Annotated in this window: 17 protein-coding genes and 3 pseudogenes; 10 read left to right on the top strand and 10 right to left on the bottom strand. The window is 61.6% G+C overall.

The window, feature by feature from the left end; genetic code table 11:
- Positions 1–35 precede the first annotated feature (35 nt).
- A pseudogene (locus IVB18_RS12925) lies at positions 36–549 on the top strand (Lrp/AsnC family transcriptional regulator).
- 1,375 nt (positions 550–1,924) lie between these two features.
- Here IVB18_RS12925 and glyA read toward each other — a convergent pair.
- From glyA to IVB18_RS12900, 5 genes are all read right to left on the bottom strand, one after another.
- Positions 1,925–3,286 carry a serine hydroxymethyltransferase gene (gene glyA, locus IVB18_RS12920; protein WP_247989500.1) on the bottom strand — a complete coding sequence of 454 codons (1,362 nt, stop codon included), beginning with the start codon at positions 3,284–3,286 and terminating at the stop codon, positions 1,925–1,927.
- The gene (locus IVB18_RS12915) at positions 3,286–4,707 is read right to left on the bottom strand and encodes an FAD-dependent oxidoreductase (protein WP_247989499.1); all 1,422 of its coding nucleotides are present in this window, start codon (positions 4,705–4,707) and stop codon (positions 3,286–3,288) included. The genes glyA and IVB18_RS12915 overlap by 1 nt, the downstream gene beginning before the upstream one ends.
- Entirely contained in the window at positions 4,704–5,000 is a 297-nt protein-coding gene (locus tag IVB18_RS12910) for a (2Fe-2S)-binding protein (protein ID WP_247989498.1), read from the bottom strand. Before IVB18_RS12910 ends, IVB18_RS12915 begins: the two co-directional genes overlap by 4 nt.
- A complete protein-coding gene (locus tag IVB18_RS12905) occupies positions 4,981–6,099 on the bottom strand; it encodes an FAD-dependent oxidoreductase (protein WP_247989497.1) in 1,119 nt (372 codons plus the stop codon). Before IVB18_RS12905 ends, IVB18_RS12910 begins: the two co-directional genes overlap by 20 nt.
- 91 nt (positions 6,100–6,190) lie before the next feature.
- Positions 6,191–7,228 (bottom strand): ABC transporter substrate-binding protein, encoded by a 1,038-nt coding sequence (locus IVB18_RS12900; protein ID WP_247989496.1) that lies wholly within the window; start codon positions 7,226–7,228, stop codon positions 6,191–6,193.
- 116 nt (positions 7,229–7,344) lie between these two features.
- On the opposite strand from IVB18_RS12900, the gene IVB18_RS12895 reads away from it, so the two are divergent.
- Positions 7,345–8,241, top strand: coding sequence for a LysR substrate-binding domain-containing protein (locus tag IVB18_RS12895; RefSeq protein WP_247989495.1), 897 nt, complete (start codon positions 7,345–7,347; stop codon positions 8,239–8,241).
- Between the two features lie 608 nt (positions 8,242–8,849).
- Here the strand turns inward: IVB18_RS12895 and IVB18_RS12890 are convergent.
- The 3 genes and pseudogenes from IVB18_RS12890 to IVB18_RS12880 all read right to left on the bottom strand — a co-directional run.
- Positions 8,850–9,461, bottom strand: coding sequence for an NAD(P)H-binding protein (locus IVB18_RS12890; protein ID WP_247991625.1), 612 nt, complete (start codon positions 9,459–9,461; stop codon positions 8,850–8,852).
- A gap of 157 nt (positions 9,462–9,618) precedes the next feature.
- Positions 9,619–10,515, bottom strand: coding sequence for a BamA/TamA family outer membrane protein (locus IVB18_RS12885; RefSeq protein ID WP_247991624.1), 897 nt, complete (start codon positions 10,513–10,515; stop codon positions 9,619–9,621).
- 364 nt (positions 10,516–10,879) lie between these two features.
- A pseudogene (locus tag IVB18_RS12880) lies at positions 10,880–11,344 on the bottom strand (POTRA domain-containing protein); the annotation flags it as partial.
- Positions 11,345–11,842: 498 nt separating this feature from the next.
- Between IVB18_RS12880 and IVB18_RS12875 the strand changes: the two are divergent.
- From IVB18_RS12875 to IVB18_RS12865, 3 genes and pseudogenes are all read left to right on the top strand, one after another.
- Positions 11,843–12,097 carry a hypothetical protein gene (locus IVB18_RS12875; RefSeq protein ID WP_247989494.1) on the top strand — a complete coding sequence of 85 codons (255 nt, stop codon included), beginning with the start codon at positions 11,843–11,845 and terminating at the stop codon, positions 12,095–12,097.
- Between the two features lie 7 nt (positions 12,098–12,104).
- Positions 12,105–12,887 carry a hypothetical protein gene (locus tag IVB18_RS12870; RefSeq protein WP_247989493.1) on the top strand — a complete coding sequence of 261 codons (783 nt, stop codon included), beginning with the start codon at positions 12,105–12,107 and terminating at the stop codon, positions 12,885–12,887.
- Positions 12,888–12,998: 111 nt separating this feature from the next.
- Positions 12,999–13,644 (top strand): annotated as a pseudogene (locus IVB18_RS12865) (response regulator transcription factor); the annotation flags it as partial.
- 676 nt (positions 13,645–14,320) lie between these two features.
- Here IVB18_RS12865 and IVB18_RS12860 read toward each other — a convergent pair.
- Both IVB18_RS12860 and IVB18_RS51905 read right to left on the bottom strand, forming a co-directional pair.
- Positions 14,321–15,091 carry a DUF3050 domain-containing protein gene (locus tag IVB18_RS12860; RefSeq protein ID WP_247989492.1) on the bottom strand — a complete coding sequence of 257 codons (771 nt, stop codon included), beginning with the start codon at positions 15,089–15,091 and terminating at the stop codon, positions 14,321–14,323.
- A 523-nt stretch (positions 15,092–15,614) separates the two neighbouring features.
- Positions 15,615–16,022, bottom strand: a complete 408-nt coding sequence (locus IVB18_RS51905) for a hypothetical protein (protein ID WP_346732625.1) — start codon at positions 16,020–16,022, stop codon at positions 15,615–15,617.
- A gap of 641 nt (positions 16,023–16,663) precedes the next feature.
- Between IVB18_RS51905 and IVB18_RS12850 the strand changes: the two genes are divergently transcribed.
- From IVB18_RS12850 to IVB18_RS12830, 5 genes are all read left to right on the top strand, one after another.
- Positions 16,664–16,978, top strand: a complete 315-nt coding sequence (locus IVB18_RS12850) for a hypothetical protein (RefSeq protein ID WP_247989490.1) — start codon at positions 16,664–16,666, stop codon at positions 16,976–16,978.
- Positions 16,979–17,153: 175 nt separating this feature from the next.
- Positions 17,154–17,750 (top strand): Fe-Mn family superoxide dismutase, encoded by a 597-nt coding sequence (locus IVB18_RS12845; RefSeq protein WP_247991623.1) that lies wholly within the window; start codon positions 17,154–17,156, stop codon positions 17,748–17,750.
- A 269-nt stretch (positions 17,751–18,019) separates the two neighbouring features.
- Positions 18,020–19,069: a 3-oxoacyl-[acyl-carrier-protein] synthase III C-terminal domain-containing protein gene (locus IVB18_RS12840; RefSeq protein ID WP_247989489.1), complete on the top strand. Its 1,050-nt coding sequence runs from the start codon at positions 18,020–18,022 to the stop codon at positions 19,067–19,069.
- On the top strand, positions 19,066–19,584 hold the full coding sequence (locus IVB18_RS12835) for an isoprenylcysteine carboxylmethyltransferase family protein (protein WP_247989488.1): 519 nt from the start codon (positions 19,066–19,068) through the stop codon (positions 19,582–19,584). The genes IVB18_RS12840 and IVB18_RS12835 overlap by 4 nt, the downstream gene beginning before the upstream one ends.
- Entirely contained in the window at positions 19,577–21,172 is a 1,596-nt protein-coding gene (locus IVB18_RS12830) for a DHA2 family efflux MFS transporter permease subunit (protein ID WP_247989487.1), read from the top strand. The genes IVB18_RS12835 and IVB18_RS12830 overlap by 8 nt, the downstream gene beginning before the upstream one ends.
- Positions 21,173–21,247 lie beyond the last annotated feature (75 nt).

Genomic DNA, 21,247 nt, shown 5'->3' with positions numbered 1-21,247 from the left:
CCCCCGCGCCTCCCCTGACACAAAGGTAATCCGACATGACCGACGCTGCGCTGCAGCTCGCCGAGACTAGACTAGCCTCCGCCTCGATGCCATCGACCGCAAGATCCTGACGGTGCTCCAGGAGGACGCCTCGCTCTCGGTGGCCGAGATCGGCGACCGGGTCGGTCTGTCTTCGACGCCGTGCTGGAAGCGCATCCAGCGGCTGGAGGCCGACGGCGTGATCCAGAAGCGCGTTGCGCTGGTCGACCAGAACAAGATCGGCCTCGGCCTATCCGTGTTCGTCTCCGTGGAAGGCTCCGATCACTCGGATTCGTGGCTGAAGCGCTTCGCCGCGGCGGTCAGCGCCATGCCGAGGTGATGGAATTCTACCGAATGGCCGGCGACGTCGACTACATGCTGCGCGTCGTCATTCCGGACATGCAGAGCTACGACGTGTTCTACAAGAAGCTGATCCACGCCGTCCCGCTCAAGAACGTCACCTCGCGCTTCGCGATGGAGAAGATCAAGTCGATTACTGCGCTGCCGGTCCCGGCCGTGACGACGGAGTAAACACCGCGCTGTCGCTGAACGGCCGATGGGCCGCGATGCGACTATGCCCACCGCCCCCGCGTTAGCGACCGCCAGGCTCGCGCCTTGGACCTGCACGGAGCGATCTACGCCTGAGCTACGAGCGAGCGCGCGAAATCGCGGAGATCGTTGGCTTTCGTTATCGCCCTAGCGAAACGTCTTCCTGACCCAAGCAGCCCTGTTCTGGTTCTGCAGCAAGCAGCACCCCGCGGCGACCGGCAAAACAGATTGTCCGTTTTGCTCGCCCGAATATCCTATTCTACGACGAGCACGCAATCGACCTGTACCATCGGATCTGCGCGCTCTATCGAGTGGGGTGAAGATAAACAAAGGAAAGGTCACACCTAATCTGCGCCGTGCGACGTCCGCCATGAAAAAGGCGTCGCACGAGACCCGTTCTAGGCTCGGCCACCTCCCCGGATGATACTGGGAAACAAAGGACCTTCAAATGGTGGGCGCACCAGGGCTCGAACCTTGGACCCGCTGTTTAAGAGTCTACTCTTTCATCAGCAAATTCAGAGCCTTACGTGTAAAATGCACTCGAAGCGAGCCTCTATAGATCAATAGGTTGCAGCGGGAATGTAAATTAGCCCAATGCATTTTCTAACACCTCCAACCCCAAGCCGGGCTCCCGGCGCAAACTGTCCGTTGATGATGGCGTTGCGCAAATTTCCGACCACCTGGTCGCGCAAGGCGGCGGGTCGTTCCACAAGCATATCGTTCATAGCCATACTGGTATGCCGTCGGACAATCTTCGGACAGCTCGGACATAGCCGCTTCGTGGTCCAATGAAAAGGATCTTCCCTCTCCCGCCTGGCGTCTGTCTGTTGGCGAAACCGAAGTCGGCAATATCGATGAACGAGGATTTGGCGATGTCAGACTTGAGGCTCTCGGCGCGGCGACCGCGCGCTTGGTTCAGATACTTCCGGCCACGCCCGAGTGACGCCCGCGAGGTTCGGCGTGCTCGCGCGCCAAGCACCAGTGCGCTCACCCACTCGCTAGCAAGTCTCTACTGCCAACTTGGGCGTCCAGCCGTTGCGACAGGAAAGCTCCAAGCAAATCATCGAACACGAAACTTAGCCACGCTGAAGGACCACATGAAAATAGATTGCTCGTCGAGACCGCGACGAGACCCCTGCGCGAAGTCGACCTGCCCGCGGGCGCCTCGCCTGCCAGCTTCGTCTTCGATCATCTCGCCCGCGGCGAAACCTTGCAAATTCAGGCAAATGAGGCCCTGTGGGCCACGCACATCGCTATACTCGCTCAGGAGAGTGCGGCAATGGTGGCAAACCCATGCGATGGAGTTGAGCTTCCTCGCGATCAGACCGGCCGACACTATCATTTTGAGGTCGATAGCTCATCGCAGTCCGGCACCGGTCATAGCATAGAGTGGCAGCGGCGCCATCAGCGCGGCAGCTCGCGCCTTGATGTCGGCTTCGCGCGCGGCGACCTCCGGTGATCCGGCTGCATGGCTGGCGACGAGCTCGGCGATCCATCCCGCCACCTCGCGCACGCTGTCGATGCTGAGGCCTCGCGTCGTGCCGGCGGACAGCCCAAAGCGCAGACCCGAGGAAAGGGCGGGGTCGGTATCGTCGAACGGTATCTCGCAGCGGTTGCAGGTGATACCGGCGCGATCGAGGCTCTCGACTATCGGCTGTCCGAGAAGGCCGAGTGGCTTCAGGTCAGCCACCACCAGCGGCGTATCCGTACCGGAGGTCAGCACCCGGACACCTCGTGCCATCAGCTCCGCGGCGAAGACGCGGGCATTCGCGAGCACGGCATGGCCATAGGCCGTGAATTCCGGCCGCAGGACCTCGCCCAGGCAGATCGCCTTCGCGGCAACCGCATGCAGCAGCGGGCTGCCCTGCACGCCGGGAGACGTGGCCTTTTCGAGGCGCTCCACGAGAGAGCCGTCGTTGGTCAGGATCAGACCGCCCCGCGCACCCCGTAGCGACTTGTAGGTGGTCGTGGTGACGATGTCCGCAAAGGGAAAGGGATGGGGATGCGCGCCCGCGACCACGAGCCCAGCGAAATGCGCGATGTCGACCAGCAGCTTTGCCCCTATGCCGTCGGCGATCGCACGCAGTGCCGCGAAGTCGATCGCCCGCGGATAGGCGGCCCCTCCCGCGACGATGAGCTTCGGGCAGTGCGTTTCGGCGAGCCTGCGAAGCTCGTCGTAGTCGATCAGCTCGCTGTCGCGCTCGACGCCGTAGAAGACGGCCCGCGCCATGGCCCCGCTGAGGTTGGATACGCCGCCATGGCTGAAGTGGCCGCCGGTCTCGCCGGACATCGACAGCACCACGTCCTCCGGGGAAAGCAGCGCGCGGAACACCGCCAGGTTGGCTTGAATGCCGGAGTGCGGCTGCACATTGGCGAAGCCGCAGCCGAAGGCGGCGCAAGCGCGCTCGATGGCGAGGCGCTCCAGCGCGTCGGCCCATTCTGCGCCAGCATGGAAGCGCCGGCCAGGATAGCCGACGACCGTCTTGTTGGTGAAGACCGAGCCCTGCGCGGCAAGGACCGCACGGCTGACGAAATTCTCCGAAGCGACCAGCTCAACCGCTTCGCGCTGGCGCTTCTGCTCCAGCGCGATCAAGCCCGCGACATCCGGGTCGACCTGTTCCGGGTCGCCGGTGAAATAGCCCGTGTGAAGCCAGGCGACGCCGGTGTCGTCGGCAGTCTGCGAGGCAGCATCAGAGCGAGTAGAAGCGAATCCGACCATCACAGCCTCACCACGGCCTTGTCGGCATGCTCGCCGAAGGGCAGCGATGCCATTTCCGCGACCGTGACGGGCTTGATCGGCGTCCTGAGCCGGTAGTGGCCGATCGCGGCAGGAGAGATCCCGCGCCTCGCCGCGAACATCTCGGTCACGGTCAGTCCGCACAGACGGCCCTGACAGGGCCCCATGCCACAACGCATGAAGAACTTGAGCTGGTTCGGCCCGAGCACGCCCTGCGCAATCAGTGCTTCTATCCGATCAGCCGGGACCTCCTCGCAGCGGCAGACGATGATGTCGCCGGTCGGCACGCGAAACCGCTCCGGCGGTTCGTAGAGCGCATCAAGGAAGCGCCGCGCCGCGAGGTCTCGCTTCAGCGCTGCGAGATCGCGCGCCGCCAGCCGGTCTCGCTGCGGCCGGTTGATCCGCCCGAGGCGGCGGGCGGCATCCAATGCCGCAAGACGACCGCGCAGGGCAGCCGCCTGAGCCCCGCCGATGCCCGCGCCGTCTCCTGCCACGGCAACATGATCGACGCAGGTCGCACCCCAGCAATCCGCTTCAGGCTGGAAGGCACGTTGCTCCTCGTTCCAGACGATCCTGCAGCCGAGCGTGTCGGGTAGATGCAGGCTCGGCACGACGCCCTGATGCAGCAACAGGGTCTCTGCCTCGATCGTGGTCTCTCTGCCGGCGGCCCGGTAGGCGACGGCCCGGAGTTGCCCTTCTCCCACGGCCCGCAGATGCGAGACACCGGAAATCACCTTCACCGAGCGGCGCACGTGCGCGAGCAGGGCCAGCCCCTTGACGGCATAGGGCGAAGCGAGGAAGCGCGGCAGATGGCGCAGCACTGCGCGCCAATTGCGCTTGGGCGTCGTTTCCAGGATGAGCGCGATCGTTCCACCCGCTCTGAGGATCTGCGCCGCGAGCAGCCAGAGCAGTGGCCCTGTGCCCGCGAGCACGACCTTGCCGGAGGGCACGAGATCGGCCTGCTTCAGCAGGATTTGAGCGGCGCCGCCAGTCATCACACCGGGCAGCGTCCAGCCTTCAATCGGAAAGGGGCGTTCCTGCCCACCCGTCGCCGCGAGGATGCGGCGCGCCGACAGCAGACGGGCCCGGCCATCCAAGAGAAACGCGATCTCTCCCGCGGGCGAGACGTTGAAGACCGTGCTGCCGGGGCGGTAGGTTGCGCCACTCGCCGCCAGCGCATCGACCAATTCGCGGCCTCGCCCGTAATCGGCACCGAGCACGGTGCGTGTGGCAGCGGCCGTTTCTGTGATGCCGCGATAGATCTGGCCGCCCGGCGCCGGCTGCTCGTCGAGCACGACAGTGGAAAGCCCGAGGCTCGCCGCAGTCGTTGCGGCCGCCATGCCGGCCGGACCGGCGCCGATCACAGCAAGATCGCAGATATCGGGCAGGCACTGTTCCGTCATCGCCCGATCTCCCGCCTGCCCTTCTGGGATTCGACGACCATGCCATCACGCACACGCGTCATGCAGCCCTGCCGGCTCCCGACGCCGTCGACAACGACAAGGCAGTCGAAACAGACACCCATCATGCAGTAGGGGCCGCGCGCGCGCCCATCGACCACGGTCGTCCGGCATGCCGCGATGCCGGCCGCGAACATAGCGGCTGCGACCGAATCCGTCGCCTTCGCCGAGATCTCACGCCCATCGACCGTGATGGTTACGGCCTGTTCTGGGCGTTCAGTGATCCGTCGAAACATCGAACCTCCCGGTGCCGAAGGCCGGCAGCTCCGCTGTCACGCGCGAGGACGCGATCAAGGGCGCCAGCGTCTGCGCGTGGCGCGGCGCAAGGGTGACGCCGCTGTGGCAATTGGCGACGAAAGCGCCGGGATGCTGCCGGGACTCGTCATAGATCGGGCAACCGTCCTTGGTCATGACCCGCTGGGCGGCCCAAGTCCGCACGATGTTGACCCTCGAGAGGCCGGGAAACATGCGCCTCGCGCGATCCGCCATCTTGGCAAGCACGTCGGTGCCGACCGTGAGGCTCGGGTTTTCCTCTTCGACGGCATCGCCGAGCATCACCGAGCCTTCATCTGCCTGCCGCACCGTGATGGTCGGATAGTGGAGGAAGGGCTTCATGCGCTCGGTCACGAGCACCTGCCCGCGCTGGGGCCTGAGCTGGGCGTCGATGCCGACCATGGCCCCAAGCCTGCGGCTATCGTTGCCGGCGGCAATTACCACCTTGCCCGCGGCGACGGAGCCGACAGCCCTCGAGGCGACGAAGCCGCCCCCGTTGGCGGTGAGACTCTCGACGTGATGGTTGCTCCGATAATGCCCTCCCGAGCGCGCAAAGGCCGTGTGCAGGCCCCAGAAGAGGCGCATCGAATTGCACTGGCCGTCGAGCGGGCAATAGCTGGCGCCGACCACTTCGGGGCCGATATCCGGCAACATCTGACGCACGGCGTTGTGGCCCAGGATCTCGTAGGGCAGCGGCGACATGCCAACCTGTGCGTTGATCCGCGCGAGTTGCAAGGCACGCGCATCGACCTCGGCCTCCGACAGGCAAAGATGAAAACCGCCCGGCTGCGAGAAGGCGAGGTCGATGTCGGTCAGGGCGGCGATCTCGTCCCGGAAGTCCGGCCAGAGCTCGGCGGCGCCACGGGACCAGTCGGAATATTCCAGCATGCCGAGGCCCTTGGTCTGCACCCAGATGAGCGAGAAATTCGCGACCGAGGCGCGCCGGGCGCGGTCGTCCTCATCCAGCAGCGCAACACGCTGGCCGGCCTTCGCCAGGCCGTAGGCGATGGCGGTGCCGACGAGGCCGCCTCCGATCACCGCGATGTCGTAGTCATGCGTCACGAAAACAGCTCCCGGCGCGCCGGCTTGGCAGCACCAATAGCAATGAACGGCGCTGGCCGGCTCAAGGGCCGGCGCGGGGCGGCGTGAAGTTCTAGCGTTCGATCTCGCGGACCCAACGCTTGTTCCAGTCGTCGCGCTGGCGGTTGATCTCGACCCAGTCGATCGTCTTGAGCTGCGCGACCTGCTCGGAACCATAAGGCATTCCCGCACGGTTCTCTGGCGGCAGCTCGGCCTTCTTGTTTACGGGCGCGAGGCCGGACGCCTTCGACATGGCGACCTGCATGTCGGGCGAGAGCAGATGGGCGATGAACTGCTGCGCGAGCGGGCTCTCCTTGCCGCCGGCTACCGGGCAAATGCCGACACCGATGACAACGCCACCCTCCTTCGGGTAAACGAAGTCTGAGGCGAAGCCGCTGTCTGCAAGAGCCTTGGCGCGGCTCGAACCCCAGACCGCAAGCGCCGCCTGTCCGCTTTGAAGCAACTCCGTCATCTTGCCGGGCGACGGCTCGTAGGCGAGGACGTTCGAACCGATCTTGTCCTTGAAGGCGATGAAACCCGGCTCGATGTTCTTCTCGCTGCCGCCATTCGCTTTGGCGACCTGCACCAGCGAGATCACCCCATACGTGTTGTTCAGTGGCGGTATCACGATCTTGCCCTTGAACTTCGGATCGGCGAGGTCATTCCAGGAGGTTGGCGCCGGCCAATTGTTCTTGGCGAAAGCCTCCTTGCTGTAGACGAAGCCGGAACCGAGCAGAGCGAAGGCCAGCGACTTGCCGTCCGGGAAGCGGGCGATGTCGTAGAGGTCGTTGACAACCGGCCCCACATCGAGCGGTCGACAGAAGCCCAGCGCCACCGCCTGCGCCATCGGGCCGTCGTCGATGATGGCGACGTCGATCTGCTGGCTCCCTTTCTGCGCCTGGAGCTTGGCCAGAACGTCGGTGGAGTTGCCAGCGACGTATTCGAGCTTGTCTCTGTGTTTGCTCGCGAAAGACGGAAACACCTCGCTGCGGATCGCCTTCTCCATCGATCCGCCCGAGCCCGCGACATAAAGCGTCGTACCCTCAGCCAATGCAGGAATGGCATGGGTAACGCACGCGGCAACAGCCGCGAGAAGCAAGCTTCTCAGCATGAATTTATCCCCACGTTGTTGAATTTTCGAATAATTTCTATGATGGTCGCAGTCGGCCCATAGCTGGTCAAATACAATTCAGGCTTCGGCCTAGAATCTCATGTTATGGGTCGTCGATGATCAATCAGAGGCAGATCGAGGCCTTCCGAGCCGTGATAGTCTCCGGCGGCATCACCACTGCGGCCGCCGCCCTGCGGATATCGCAGCCAGCGGTCAGCCGGCTCATCCGTGATCTCGAAGCGCGCATAGGCGTGACACTGTTCGAACGACGCACCGGCGGGCGCCTGCGCCCGACCGCCGATGCGACCGCCCTGTTTCGAGACGTGGAGCGCTATTTCGTCGGCCTCGAGCAGATCGATCAATCCGCAGCCGGCCTCAGACGCCACAGCCGTGGGAGCCTGAGGGTTGCTTCCCTTCCCGCTCTCTACGTGGACTTGCTGCCGCGCTTTATCGGCCGCTTGCTGGCCCAGCGCCCCGATCTGGATATCGAGCTGATCGGAAACTCGTCGGAGGCCATCATCGAATTGATATCGAGTGGCCGTTGCGACATCGGTTTCGTCGATTCTCCGTTCGACCACCCCCGTATACGTCGGGACGAACTGGCTGGCGTCGCAGCCGTCGCAGCCATACCCACGTCACACATGTTGGCCGCAAAGCCCGTGCTGGTTCCCGCCGATTTCAGCGCCGAACCGTTCATTTCGATCGCCCGAGCAACCCAACTGCGGACGAGAATCGATTCCTTCTTCCTCTCTCAGGGAATCCGTCGCCAGCTCGGTCCGGAAACACCCTCTTCGCTCATCGCCTGTTCGCTGGTCGCCGCCGGCGGTGGGCTCGCCATTGTCGACCCGTTCAGCGCCGAGGCAATCAAGGAGCCAGAAATCTGTTTCAAACGGCTCGAACCGCGCATCGAGGTGCGCTTCAGCCTAGTCGCGCTGATGAACAAGCAGCCATCCGGCCTGGCCCGAGACTTCGTCGCCGGAATCCAGCAGGAATTCGCGAGATTTCACGAATAGGAGCGTTGATCAAGCGCCGATACCGCAGGAAAAATCGTCGAACAATGTGAAAATTCAGACCCTGAGCCTCGGCAATGATTGCGAGAGTGGCCGATCATACAGTCGCGCAATCACCAGCCATACGCGGCGCTCGTTCGAGCGCTGGCGGTAGGCTGGACCAACGAAAATGACCCAATAGTGTATCCTTCAGATCGACGACGACCTTCTCATACAGGAGATAGCTACACCATCACTGGGGATACGACTGTCATGCGCGGCGCAACGTGTGCGGGCCGACGACGCCTGACGTCTCAAATTTTGGCAATGATGGCGGTTTTGCTGTCTGGGTTCGCGGTTCAAATCAGGGCCCCGGACCCAACGCTATCGACATTCGTTGATGGCGACCATTTGAAGCGCGATTGTTCGCTGTTCGACGATCTTTCACGCCCACGAGGAGGCGGCAAAGCATTGGCACGCTTGTCCCTTGTCGTAACGGCGCTTCGGGAAACCATCGTAGGCAACTCGGCCTGCTCAAGCTAATTGTTCCTAATTTTCTTTGATCTCTCGGTGCACACACAGCCTTCCAACTAATTGAGAAACCTAAACTCTCGGTCCAATCCATCACGGGCCTATTTGAGCTGGCGAGGTCCAACGCGAGGCCAACACCGATACGTTTTCCTACAGCTGCACCCCAAGCGTGAGCGCGCCCTCGACGACGAGATTTGTGCCCGCGATGAAGCTAGCGGCGCTAGCCCGAGAATTGCCGTGAGGAAGGCGTCGTCGCGCGCGAATATAACCGCTGGGCGGACAACGATGGCGCCGGAAAACGCGGCTTGCACCGCCGCCTCGCCCTCGCCGCGGGTGCGAATATAGGGCGAAGGCGAAAGCGTGTCGGCGCCAATGCCTGACACGTGCACAAACCGTTTGACCCCGGCCTGCCGAGCCACTCTGGCGATTCTCGCGGCCGCCTTCACATGCACCGAATGAAATGTGTCGGCGCCATGCTCGACATACAGGCTGATCGCGTTGACGACGCCGTCCGCACCCGCAACAGCGGCCTCGACGGAGCGCTCGTCATGGGCATCGGCGACGACCTGTTCCAAGTTGTCGCCCCCGTCCTGCGCGGGATGACGTGAGGCTACGGGCACTGTAGCGCCGGCATCGCTCAAACGGCGCACGATGCGACGACCAACAAAGCCGGTGCCCCCAAAGACGATCACGCGGTCTATGACCCGGTGCATCCCTTGATCCTGAGCGGTATTCTTGATTGAGCCGCCGAGCGCAGCGCGAACCGCCTCAGTGGCCTCCGTCGGCGAACGACCCTTGTCGAGGTGATGCGAGATCAAGTCCATCAGGATTTGCGCTGCAGGACCGACCGTTTGCCACTCTTTCCTGGCCTCATCGATCAGCGGCTCCGCTTCGATGTAGAGCTTCTGCGCCTCCCCGCACCATGCTGGGACCTCCGAAGAAGCTGTTGATGAGCGGCGCCTGTTGACCGCCCCAGCCGGTGATGTAGCCGCCTTGCGCGCGAACCATGCCGACGAGGTCACCGCCGAGAGACTGATAGTAGCGCAAATCCTCCGGACGTGCGCAGGAAACGGACATCACCACCGAGGCCGGCGAGGTCCTGCCTGAGTTGCGAGTTGACCCCACCTGTCGGCTCTTTGGGTTGTCTAGGGTACTGAACGTCGTCGTGCTGCCGATCCCCGAGACCCAGGCAGGCCCGGCTGCGGCGGCCTGCTGGATCGGCAGCGACACGATGGCGCCAGACGAGGTCGGCGCGAGGGTAACGCTCTGGTTCGAAATCGAATAGCGCCACTGCACGCTGGTCTCTTCCGTCATCGGCGTTGTGATCGTGAAATTGGCGCCGTAGCTGTCGGTCCCGTAGGACTGATAGCTGCTTGCAAAGGTCTGCCTGCCGAACAGCTCGGCGCCCGCAGCGGCGCGGCTGTCGAAGATATCCGGTACGTACAGCGAGACATTGGCTCCGCGCGCATATTGGCCGTAGCTGACGCTCGCCTGCAGCGCCGCGGCCGTACCAAGGAAATTGCGATCGCCGACCTTGACCTCGCCGAGCCATCTGTCGGTCGTCGAGTACCCGCCGGAGAAGTTGAAATCGCCGGTCGGCTGGTCGACTGTTTCGACGTCGAGCACGACGCGATCGGTCGTCGAGCCGGGCTGCTTTGTGATCTTGACTTCCTTGAAATAGTTCAGGCTCTTCAAGCGCCGCTCGGCACGATCGACCAGCGTCTGGTTGTACGCATCCCCTTCCGCGAGGTCGAATTCGCGGCGGATGACGTATTCGCGCGTCCTCGTGTTGCCGTGGATGTCGACGCTCGATGTAGTTGCGCGGTCCCTCCTCGATCACGAACATCACGTCGATCCGCCGCGCCTCCGCGCGACGACTCGCGCGAAGGGTTGCGTGGGCGAAGGGAAAACCGAGCCTTTCCATCTCCAGCGCCAGCGCTTCGCAACTTTTGTCGAGCAAGCTGGTATCGAAGGGCGCACCGGAACGCGCTGTAGTCCAGGCACGCAGCCGCTCAGGATCAATCCCAGCAACATGGGACTCCAGATCGATATTGCCGAAGCGATAGGATTCGCCCTCGTCGATGACGAAGGTCAGCTCAAAGCCCCGGTTGACCGGATCATATTCGGCGCGCGCCTCGGCCACGCCGGCGTCGGCATAGCCATGGTTGCGGTAGTACTTCCGAAGCAACTCGCGGTCGTGCTCAACCCGGCCAGGGTCGTAGATGTCCGCATGGGTGAGAAAGCTCAATACATTCGTCGCGGACGTATTGATGACAGCGGCCAACTGGCGTCGGCCGAACGCGTGATTGCCGACGAAATTGATCTGCCGCACCGTGGTTTTATTGCATTCAGTGATCGTGAAGACAAGGTCAACCGTATCGTCACCGCGCGCGATCGTCTCCGGCACAACCTTGACGTCGCCGCGACCAACGTGCCTGTAAAGCTCCATGATGCGGCCTGCGTCTGCCTGCACCGTCGCGCGTTGGAGCGGCTCGCGCGATTTCGACTGGACGAGGTTGGTTAGATCCTGATCCTTGACCTTCTTGTTGCCCTCGAACGCGACGCGGCCAATCAGCCTCGCTTCGGTCAAGCGCACGACAATGCCGTCGCCGGCGCGATCGATCCTCACGTGGTCGAAGAATCCTGTGCCTATCAACCCTTTCAGCGCGGCGTCGAGCGAGGCGGCGTCGTAGCGACCATCGGCAGCGGAATGGAAATAGGATTGCACCGTCGCTGCGTCGACGCGCCGGTTACCTTCGACGATGATCCCGGTCGGAGCATTTGCAGCAAGAGCCCGCGCGATAGACCACAAGCACAATAGGGACCAGCGCTGCCGCACTGCGTCGCCGGCCCTCTCCACTAACAATTTCTCTCACACCTGCCTCGCAGCTCGGAAGCAGCATCGAATACCCGCGCTGGGCAAAAACATGTCGCAGACGAGGTCAGTTGCGGACGAAAATGACAGTCGTCACAATTTCGACGCCTCGAGGGCGCGCTTTCCCAAGATTCGTCCTATCGCTGCTTCAAATGCCCCGTAGCCACAAGCGCGGAACCTCTTGCGAGGCACGCCGTCGCGAGTGCGATGGAGCATCGGATGCGTCTTGCAACTCTTATCTTCACACTGCTCGCTCTGATTGGGTCGGCACGCGCCGCCGCGGTCGCTCCCCGCGCGTCGCTCGGGGTCGTGCAGCAATGGATTTACAACTACCGCGCCAGGCCGGACTACGCCCATGTTCCAGCCGCCGTTCGCGTCCTCTTTCACACGCAAACCTTCAAGGAGCCCGAAACCGCAGGGATCTATCTCGGCTTTCTTTGCAGGTGCGATCGCGTCGAATCCTCAGAAGGCTGAGCAACTGGTGAATAGCCTCTATCCGGTGCCGCCAGAGGACGAATGGGTCATCGTGCGGGCGATCGCCTATTCGGGACTGCCCGACTGGCGCGAGCTGCTGCGGCGGGTGCAGCCGAAAATGCCGCAACAGCGGGTTATGATCGATGGCTATCTCAATGGCACGCTGCCGACGCTGTCGGAGATTCCACTCGAGGTGCCAAAGCCGGGCATGCTCGACAAGCTACGCAGTTCCTTCGGCCGCAATCCATTCAAGAAAGAAGACCCGAAGCTCGACACAAAGGTAACCTTCGCCACCAATCAGGACTTGCTCGATACCCTCTGGGGCTATTATTTCGCGACCGGCTCTCACGTACCGATCATGAGGATCGTGCAAATGCTGCCGTGGGCGAAAAGCCGCGACACGCTCGACAAGCTGACGGTCGGCAGCATGGCGCGCTACACGCTCGCAAGCTATGCCGTGCGCGACAACGGCTTGCGGGACTTCCTTCGTGGCGAACTGGCGCTGCGGCCTGAACCGGTGAAGGGCCCACTAACGGAGGTCGTCCAGGCAGCAGACACTGTTCAGCTCAGCGCCTTGCGACGGGATGCCATGGCCGCAGTCGAGGAGCTGAAGACGAAGGGCTCGGATGCTCGCCGCAACCTCGATTTCTGGGGCCAGGTCGGGGTCGGCGCGCTGGCCCTTGGCTGCGTGTCCGCCGCCGCACTCGGACAAGTCGCGGTCGGCGTTCCCTGCGTGATCGGCGGCGCCACGTCCCAAGGCTTGCTGTCGTTTTGGGAGAAGCAGCAGTAGCCTCGCGCGACCGTCGACAGGCTTACGCTCGGCCGTCGACACCTACGCCGAGGGCCGCCCGCCTCGGGGTCTCGCTGGCGGATCGGTGCGTTGTTGCTCGCCAGCCGCTTGATGCCCGTTTCGCTCTGGGGCGACGAACCACATCTCGGATCGGCTGCGCAGGAGCATGTTCGCGCGGCAGGACACGCGGTCGATTGGCTCGAAAGGCTTGAGCCGTCGGAGCACGCTGTGCGCACAGTATCGTATGACGCGCTGCTGCTTGATTTGCATCTGCCCGATGGTCGCGGCCTCGATTTCTTGCACAAACTTCGTCGCCGCGGTGATGCGCTGCCGGTCGTCATCCTCACCGCGCGCGATTTGGTCAGCGACCGGATCGAGGGGCTTAAGACGGGCGCCGACGATTACATCGTCAAGCCTTGCGACCTCGACGAAGTGAATGCACGTTTGGAGGCCGTCAGCCGCCGATATTTCGGCAAGGCAGTGTCGGTCGTTCAGGTCGGTCCGGTAGAGCTGGAGTGGGAATCGAAGGTGGCGCAGCTGGACGGGCGACCGATCGAACTAAGCGCAGGAGTGGGCCGTGACTGAAGTGCTGGGGCGACGACGGCAATCGACGGTGTCGAAAGAGCAGATCGAGGATGCGCTGTACGCGTTCGGCGAGGAAATCGAGAGCAACACCATCGAGGTTTATGTCAGCCGCATTCGCCGCAAGCTCGCGCGGGATTTCATCCGCACGATACGCGGTCTAGGTTATCGCTTGATAGACTGGGACGTGGCAGGCAGGAATCTGGTTTCACGGCTGATTTGGCTCTTATGCACGTCGACGGCGGGACTGTGGCTGCTGGGCAGCGTCACCGCAGGCATGCTCACGATATTCGAGATCAATGAAAAGCTCGATAATGCGATCGAGGAAGTGGCACAGCGGCTGCAACCGGCCACTTATGATGCCGTACAGCAGCCGCAAGCCGTGCAGCAGATCAATCGGCAACTCGTCGCGACGACGGATCCCAAGGCTCTAGCCTATCAGATTATGGTCCGACCGACGAGATCGCCATGCGCTCCGACAACGCGCCAGAGACACCGTTTGATCGGCGTCCACACTTTTGCAGACCGAATGACCGTAACGTCTTTCGAAAGTGCGAACTCTGTGTTGAAAAGCACCACGCCACGCTGAAGCCGAGAGCGACAGCGGTCAACCGCCGCTGATCGTGAGGCAAAAGTTGTCCTATCCCGCGTGCAACGATCGCTCTTACAACGAACGACAATGCAAATGACCGGACAGACTAACGCCGGTGATCGAGCTTTAACCTGGGGTCCGCAGGAACGACCACGCCGCCCAAGGGGGGCGGCGGGTCTGCTTCTTGCGTTCCTAGCTTGCGCCTCCCAATCCTCGGACTCCGTCGGTCGTTCGGCGGCTTACATTTCGGACGAAGCCTTTACGCGGCGCGAAGTGTGCTTAACGTGCCGTTCCAAAGTTCGATCCGGGCTTGGATGCTGTTGCATGCAGCGCGCAGAGCGCTTTCGTTCTTTTGCGGAGAGTCCGCGACCAGCTTGTCAAGCAGTTCCCTTCCCATTGGGCCATGACTGTCACCATCAAGCTCGATATGCCGCTCGATGTAGTAGATAAAATGACGCAAGCGAGCCTTGTCGTGCTTCATACCAGGGAGCGTTTTCTGCAGCCTGCTGAACATCTCGGGGATGATGTCCTCGCGGCCATAGAAAAACGCCGCGACGACCTCTTCCGTCGACCCCGACTGAGCCAGTGTCATCGTATGCGCGACAAAGGATCGGACATGAGGTGGCACACCGGTCCGCACCAATCCGCCTTCGACCGACGTGCCGACTCGCGCCAGTGAGCGGAATGCTTCGAATTGGTGGGTGCTGGCACCGACGTCCGCCATGGCGCGGAGATAGAGATCGAGGTGACTGACATAGGAGCCGTCCGGATCGATATCTGTCTCCTCGCCAATCACGATGTCATTGATCAAGCGCGCAGCTCGTGCATTGTCCGCAGGGAACCACGGTACTTTCGTGCACGTCAGGTCTTGCTGCAGCCGCTTCAGCAGCGACATGAAATCCCAGACGGCGAAAACATGATCTTCCATGAATCGCCTCAGATCCTCGACGGAAGCGACTTCCGCGTAGATGGGGTGGTCCAGCAGCCCTGCGCGAAGGGTGGCTAGGTGGTCACGAACCTGTTTCGACATGTTTGACCTCTATTTGGCATGTTTGACCTTGGCACTGGGTTGAGGAGTGAGCCCGGCTTAGACGCCCTATTTCTTTTTGTGTGGTGCGAGAAACAAGTGCTTCACGAGTCAGTCGTGCGTGACACGGATTTCACTATCAGTGCTGCGTGATGCGGATTCACGATGAGTGAGTTAGCGTGCGCCGCCCTTCCGGTGTAGAGAGATCAGAACAACTGTCTAGGCGCATCACCGCTTCTCAGTTTTGTTCAGGTTCGAAAGGTGTTTTGAGCAGCTGCTTTCTGCAAGGACACTCCGAATCAAGTTACATCTGCAACGGTGGAATCGTTTGAACGCGCCGCGTGCAGCCCCGCACAACTCCTTCCTAACTTTAGATTTAATGATGCGTGGGTCGCGCAGAGTTGAGCGACGGGACTCGCTAGGTCAGTGGCGATTTTGCAGAACGAGTGTCACCTGCAAGGGGCGTCGTGGTTGGGAGCGACATCTCTGACGGAGAATGGTTATGATGCGCAGGAAAGTTATAGCGTTATTGGCGGTCGCGTCCGTTGGCCTGGCTATGCCGACCATGGCGTTGGCGCGTGGCGGTGCCGGCGGTGGTGGCGGTGGTGGCGGCCACGGAGGTGGCGGCATGAGCGGTGGCCACGGTGGCTTTGGTGGTGGCGGCTTTGCCGGCGGCTTCCGCGGTGGCGGCTTCGAGGGCGGCGGCTTCCGTACCGGGATTGCCGGTGGCTTCCGGGATGGTGGTTTCCGTGGCGGCGGATTCCACGATCGTGATGGTCGTGGAATCCGCGATCGCGACTTCGAGCGCCGCTTTCGATTCGGCTTCTTCCCATACGGTTACTATGACGACTACGCTTACGATGACCCGTATGGCTCTTATCCGTATGCCTACAACGATGGGTACTATGACAACGGCAGCTGCCATGTGGTTCAACGACGTCTCCATACCACACATGGTTGGCGCCTGCGCCCCGTCCAAGTGTGCGGTTGAACCGTCGCACGCCGATGGTGATTGCATTTAGGGCGATCGACTAAGAAAGTCGGTATCGATGACAGTGCGATCGTCTGCGGGCTTGGGCGCTCTCGCGCGGAAGCCCGCAGGCCTGTGCGGTCGATCTACCTGTCGCGGCCCGATTGTGGCCCCTAACGTTCTTCAGTGCGATGAGGCGGCGGTGGGCCACATACAGCACGGGCGAGATGTCCCGAGACATACGGTGATGGTCTCGTCGGCCCTGATTTGAGTTTGTTCCGGCGGTTATAGTGTTCCGAGCAAAGCAGCCGCTCTAAGTCGCCTGGGGCCGTGAATGTTCCGGACCGCTCACAACAAGTTTCCGCACGAACGTACCGCCTAATACCCGCACGAATCTGTGATGCCCCCATCCGAATGCCTTTGAGTACGCGAGTTTGTTGCTGAAAATAGCCACGAGCGCCCCGAATCCAATCGGTTGTCGGTGGTCGTTGCTCTTGCTTTTGCCTCGTCGCCAAATTACTAAATGCGAAGGGGAAAATGCAGTCTCCCCTTGAGACTACGGTCCAAGCGCTGCGCAACACTCGACTTGTCGAGGAGATTTGCGCATGGACGACCGTAAAACTTCCATTTCACCAGATGTGCTCTACGCGGGACTCGGCTCCGAAGCGGCGCCGATCATCGTCGACGTGCGCCGCGACGCAGACTTTGCCAGTCCCGAAACGCTTGTGGCCGATGCGTTTCATCGCTCGCCGGATCACGTCGAACAATGGCGCGAACCGTCGACGGGATTTGGGCGTTCACCGGGTTCGATAAGACTCTATCCCAGGCGAGACGCATCGCACTCTGGACCAAAGACCACAGCGTCACTCATTTTGACCAGATCGAGATCGCACCCTTGCCATGAGTCCGCAATGAACTAGCCAACCGCGCGCACCTTTCGGGGGCCGTCAACCCAAGGAAAATCCCATGACCATCACAACTGAACGCCGAAGCTTCATTCAGGGAGCGGGACTCGTTGCTGCCGCCGCATCAGCAGCAACGCTGGCGGCGAGCCCTGCATTCGCCCAAACTAACCAACCGAACGGAGCCAGAACGATGCCATATCAAGCAAAACCCCTGTCACTCGACCCGAAGTCGATCAAGGGCATCTCGGAGAAGGTTCTCGTAAGCCATTATGAGAATAACTACGTTGGCGCCGTAAAGCGCCTCAACGCGATCGGCGCGCAGCTGGCCGAGCTCGATTTCACCAAGGCGCCGAATTTCATAGTCAACGGCCTGAAGCGCGAAGAGTTGATCGCCGCGAACTCGATGATCCTGCACGAGATATATTTCGACGGACTCGGTGGTGGTGCCGGCGCAAGCGGCGCGCTGGCGGAGGCTATCACCCGTGATTTCGGTAGCCTCGAGCGCTGGCGCGCGGAATTTGTCGCGATGGGCAAGGCAGAAGGCGGCGGTTCTGGCTGGGTGATCCTGTCCTACTCGCCACGCGACAAGCGCCTTGTGAACCAATGGGCGGCGGACCACACCACGACACTGGCCGGCGGTCGTCCGGTGCTGGTGCTCGACATGTACGAGCACGCCTATCACATGGACTATGGTGCGGCGGCGGCGCGCTATGTCGACATCTATATGGAGGCAATCCGCTGGGACAACGCTGCCAAGCTGTACGATCAGTACAGCCATGAAGGCTAGTGGTTGGGTGCGAGATATCTTGCGTAGAGGTGCACAATTTGCCGGCGATGCGGCGCGCTTACGACGGAGCTCGGTCATGAGCTGCCGCACGTCACAAATCCTAGCGCAACCAGAACAACATGCTCTGCATGTCGCAGTCGAAACCTGGGAAGTCGTAGCGCCATTCAAGTTTTAGTGACCTGTCCGGCTAGATCATTTCTTGCAAGCGTCGAAATATTTGCACCGCGCCGATGTTTCTTATGCTGATGACAGAAGCGCGAAGATCCTCGATGCCCAAGGCTGCCCTGGTCTCCCTTGCAACGTCGGTGCCTCCCCACGTGCTTTTGCAAAAGGACGTTCTGACGGCAGCCTGGGATGTCTTCGGCGCCCGCTTTCCTGAATTCGAACGGTTCTCAAGCATCTTTTCGAATACCGGAATCGTTAAGCGTCACGGCGTCAAGCCATTCGACTGGTATCTCGAACGACGAGGCTGGCCGGAACGCACCGAGGCCTTTCTCGAAGGAGCTGAAGCGCTATTTGTCGACGTCGCCGAGAAGGCGCTTGTGAGCGCACAACTTACTGGCGGCGATATCGAATCTGTCGTGACCGTCTCTTCAACGGGAATCGCAACACCAAGTCTCGAAGCGCGCGTCGCCCGCCGGATGGGTTTCCGGTCCGACGTAATGCGTGTACCGGTGTTTGGTCTCGGCTGTGCGGGCGGGGTTTCGGGTCTATCGATTGCGTCGCGCCTCGCCCAGGCTCGGCCAGGCGCCAACGTGCTGCTGGTCACGATCGAGCTCTGCTCTCTTGCACTTCGCCTGGACGAACTTACCAAGGCTAACATTGTGGCCGTGAGCCTGTTCGGCGACGGCGCTGCTGCAATCGTGCTGCGCGCGGGCGATGGCGGCGCGACGCAGATCGAGGCTGCCGGCGAACACCTTTGGCCGAATACGCTTGGCATCATGGGATGGAATGTCGACCCGGAAGGATTCGGCGTCATCTTTCGCCGCACTATACCTGACTTCGTCACGACGCATCTCAACTCCGCCGTGACGGAAATTCTCTCCAGCATGCGCCTTTCGATGGAAGACATTGACCGGTTCATCTGCCATCCCGGCGGCGCGAAGGTTATAGATGCATTGGAAGGCGCGCTCGCGCTCGACCAAGGAACGCTTTCCCATGAACGGCAGACTATCGCCGACTTTGGCAACATGTCGTCACCCACGGTATTGTTTGTGCTTGAGCTGGCTCGCGCGAAGGGGCTGCCGGCGCGGTCGCTGTTGACGGCGCTCGGACCCGGCTTCACCGCGAGCTGTGTCACGCTACGGCACGCTGCGTGACGTTTTCTGAACTCATCCTCGGCGTAGTCACGCTGCAGCGCGCCGGCGAACTCGTCCATTCACACTCTAACACTCGAAAGCTCCTGGCCGGCGGCGCCGTTGAGGCGGCACCCCGGCATTATCCGCTGATCGTCGCGGTTCATGCAGCCTGGCTGTTGTCGCTGTGGGTGTTCGGACACGATCAACCGGTGAATGTCGTTGCCCTGGCCGGCTACCTTATCCTTCAGTGCCTTCGCTTCTGGGTAATCCGGACGCTCGGCTCACGATGGACGACGCGGATTATTGTTCTGCCCGGACAGCCGCTCGTGTCGGCGGGACCCTATCGATTTCTGTCGCATCCTAACTATGCCGTGGTCGCTGGCGAGATCGCCGTGCTTCCGTTGGTTCTAGGTCTGCCGCTGCTGGCCGTCGTCTTCACCATCCTCAACGCTGCGGTTCTCGCGATCCGCATACGGGCCGAAAACCGCGCCCTCGCCGCATCCCGTGAGACATTGTGCGTGGCGCATCATGACTGAGCGGGTTACCGAGCCGAGTGCGGCTACGTGGCTTGGCTTCGTCCTGATGTGCCTTGGCATGTTCATGGCGATCCTCGACATTCAGGTCGTCGCCACTTCGCTGCCCACGATCCAGAGTACACTCGCCATATCGCGAGAGGCGATGAGCTGGATTCAAACCGCGTATCTGATCGCCGAGATCATCGCCATTCCACTGACCGGGTGGCTTACGCGCGCTCTGACGCTGCGATGGCTGTTCGTTATTGCGATCAGCCTCTTTACCCTCGCCTCCATCGGTTGCGCGTTCAGCGGCGGTTTTACGATACTTGTCTGCTTCCGCGCGCTTCAGGGCTTTGCTGGCGGCGTGTTGATTCCGGCAGTTTTTTCCGCTGTCTTCCTGCTGTTTCCGATCCGTTTGCATCCCGTTGCCACCACAATGGCCGGCATCATGGCCGTGCTGGCGCCCACGATCGGGCCGGTGGTCGGTGGCTGGATTACCGAAGCTTGGTCCTGGCATTGGCTGTTTCTGATCAATGTCGCCCCCGGCGTGATCGCCGCACTCGCCGCGCCAATGCTGCTCCCGAGCGAGCGGCCTCGGCTTTCTGATCTGACTACACTCGACGTGCCTTCTCTCGCACTTCTGGCGGTTTCGCTTGCAAGCCTGGAGATCGGACTGAAGGAAGGCCCGCAACATGGGTGGCTTTCTCCATTCTGCTCTATCCTGATCGTCCTGAGTGCTGCCGCGGCAACTGTCTTCGCCGTCCGAACACTCGGGGCCGCGTATCCGGTGGTCGAGCTATCGACATTCAGATCGCGCTCGTTTGCGATCGGTTGCGCATTGAGTTTCTTTCTCGGAGTTGGATTGTTTGGCTCGGTCTATCTCATGCCGGTCTTCCTTGCCTATGTTCGACATCATGACGCATTTGAAATAGGCACGATTATGCTCGTCACCGGCGTTTCGCAGCTGGTGACCGCGCCGATTGCCGGCACGCTGGAAAGCAGATTTGATCCCCGCTGGTTATCGGCGGTGGGGTTTGGTCTGCTCGCGATCGGACTGGGTTGCAGTGCATTCGAGAGCCGTGTCGCCGACTTCAAGGAAATGTTCTGGCCGCAAGTTTTGCGCGGCGTTGCGATCATGTTTTGCCTGCTGCCTCCGACCAGGCTGGCGTTGGGTTCGCTGACCGCATCACAGGTACCCGACGCAAGCAGCCTGTTCAATCTGATGCGAAACGTTGGGGGCGCAATCGGTATCGCGCTGATCGATACGATCCTTTATGGCCGCACCGGCGAGCACGCCGAAGCTCTGCGCGAGCGTCTGATTGCGGGCGATGTGACTGCGGCTCAGGCGATCGGGCTTGACCTGATGTTGTTTACCCACCGCCCTCCGGAGGTATCGGATGCCACGATTGAAGCCTATCTGCGTCCCATGGTCGAAAAGGCCGCGTTCGCGCTCAGTGCCAACGAAGCCTGGGCCCTCCTCGCTTGCGTGGCATTGCTCGGACTATTGCTCATTCCGTTCGCGGGTGGTTCATCGGAAGGCACTGATACGGGCACGGACCAACTTGGAACAACGAACCCATATTCGGAGAGGCCGCCTCCAACGCTGTAAGTATCAAAATGATAAGATGTGATCGCTGGCGCCGTCATTTTGGCTCATGCGCATCAAGGCCCCCCGGGAGGGCGT

Source organism: Bradyrhizobium sp. 186 (genome assembly GCF_023101685.1).
GTDB lineage: Bacteria > Pseudomonadota > Alphaproteobacteria > Rhizobiales > Xanthobacteraceae > Bradyrhizobium.
Note: the sequence above shows the minus strand (reverse complement) of the source record. Positions and strands in the feature narration are given on the sequence as shown.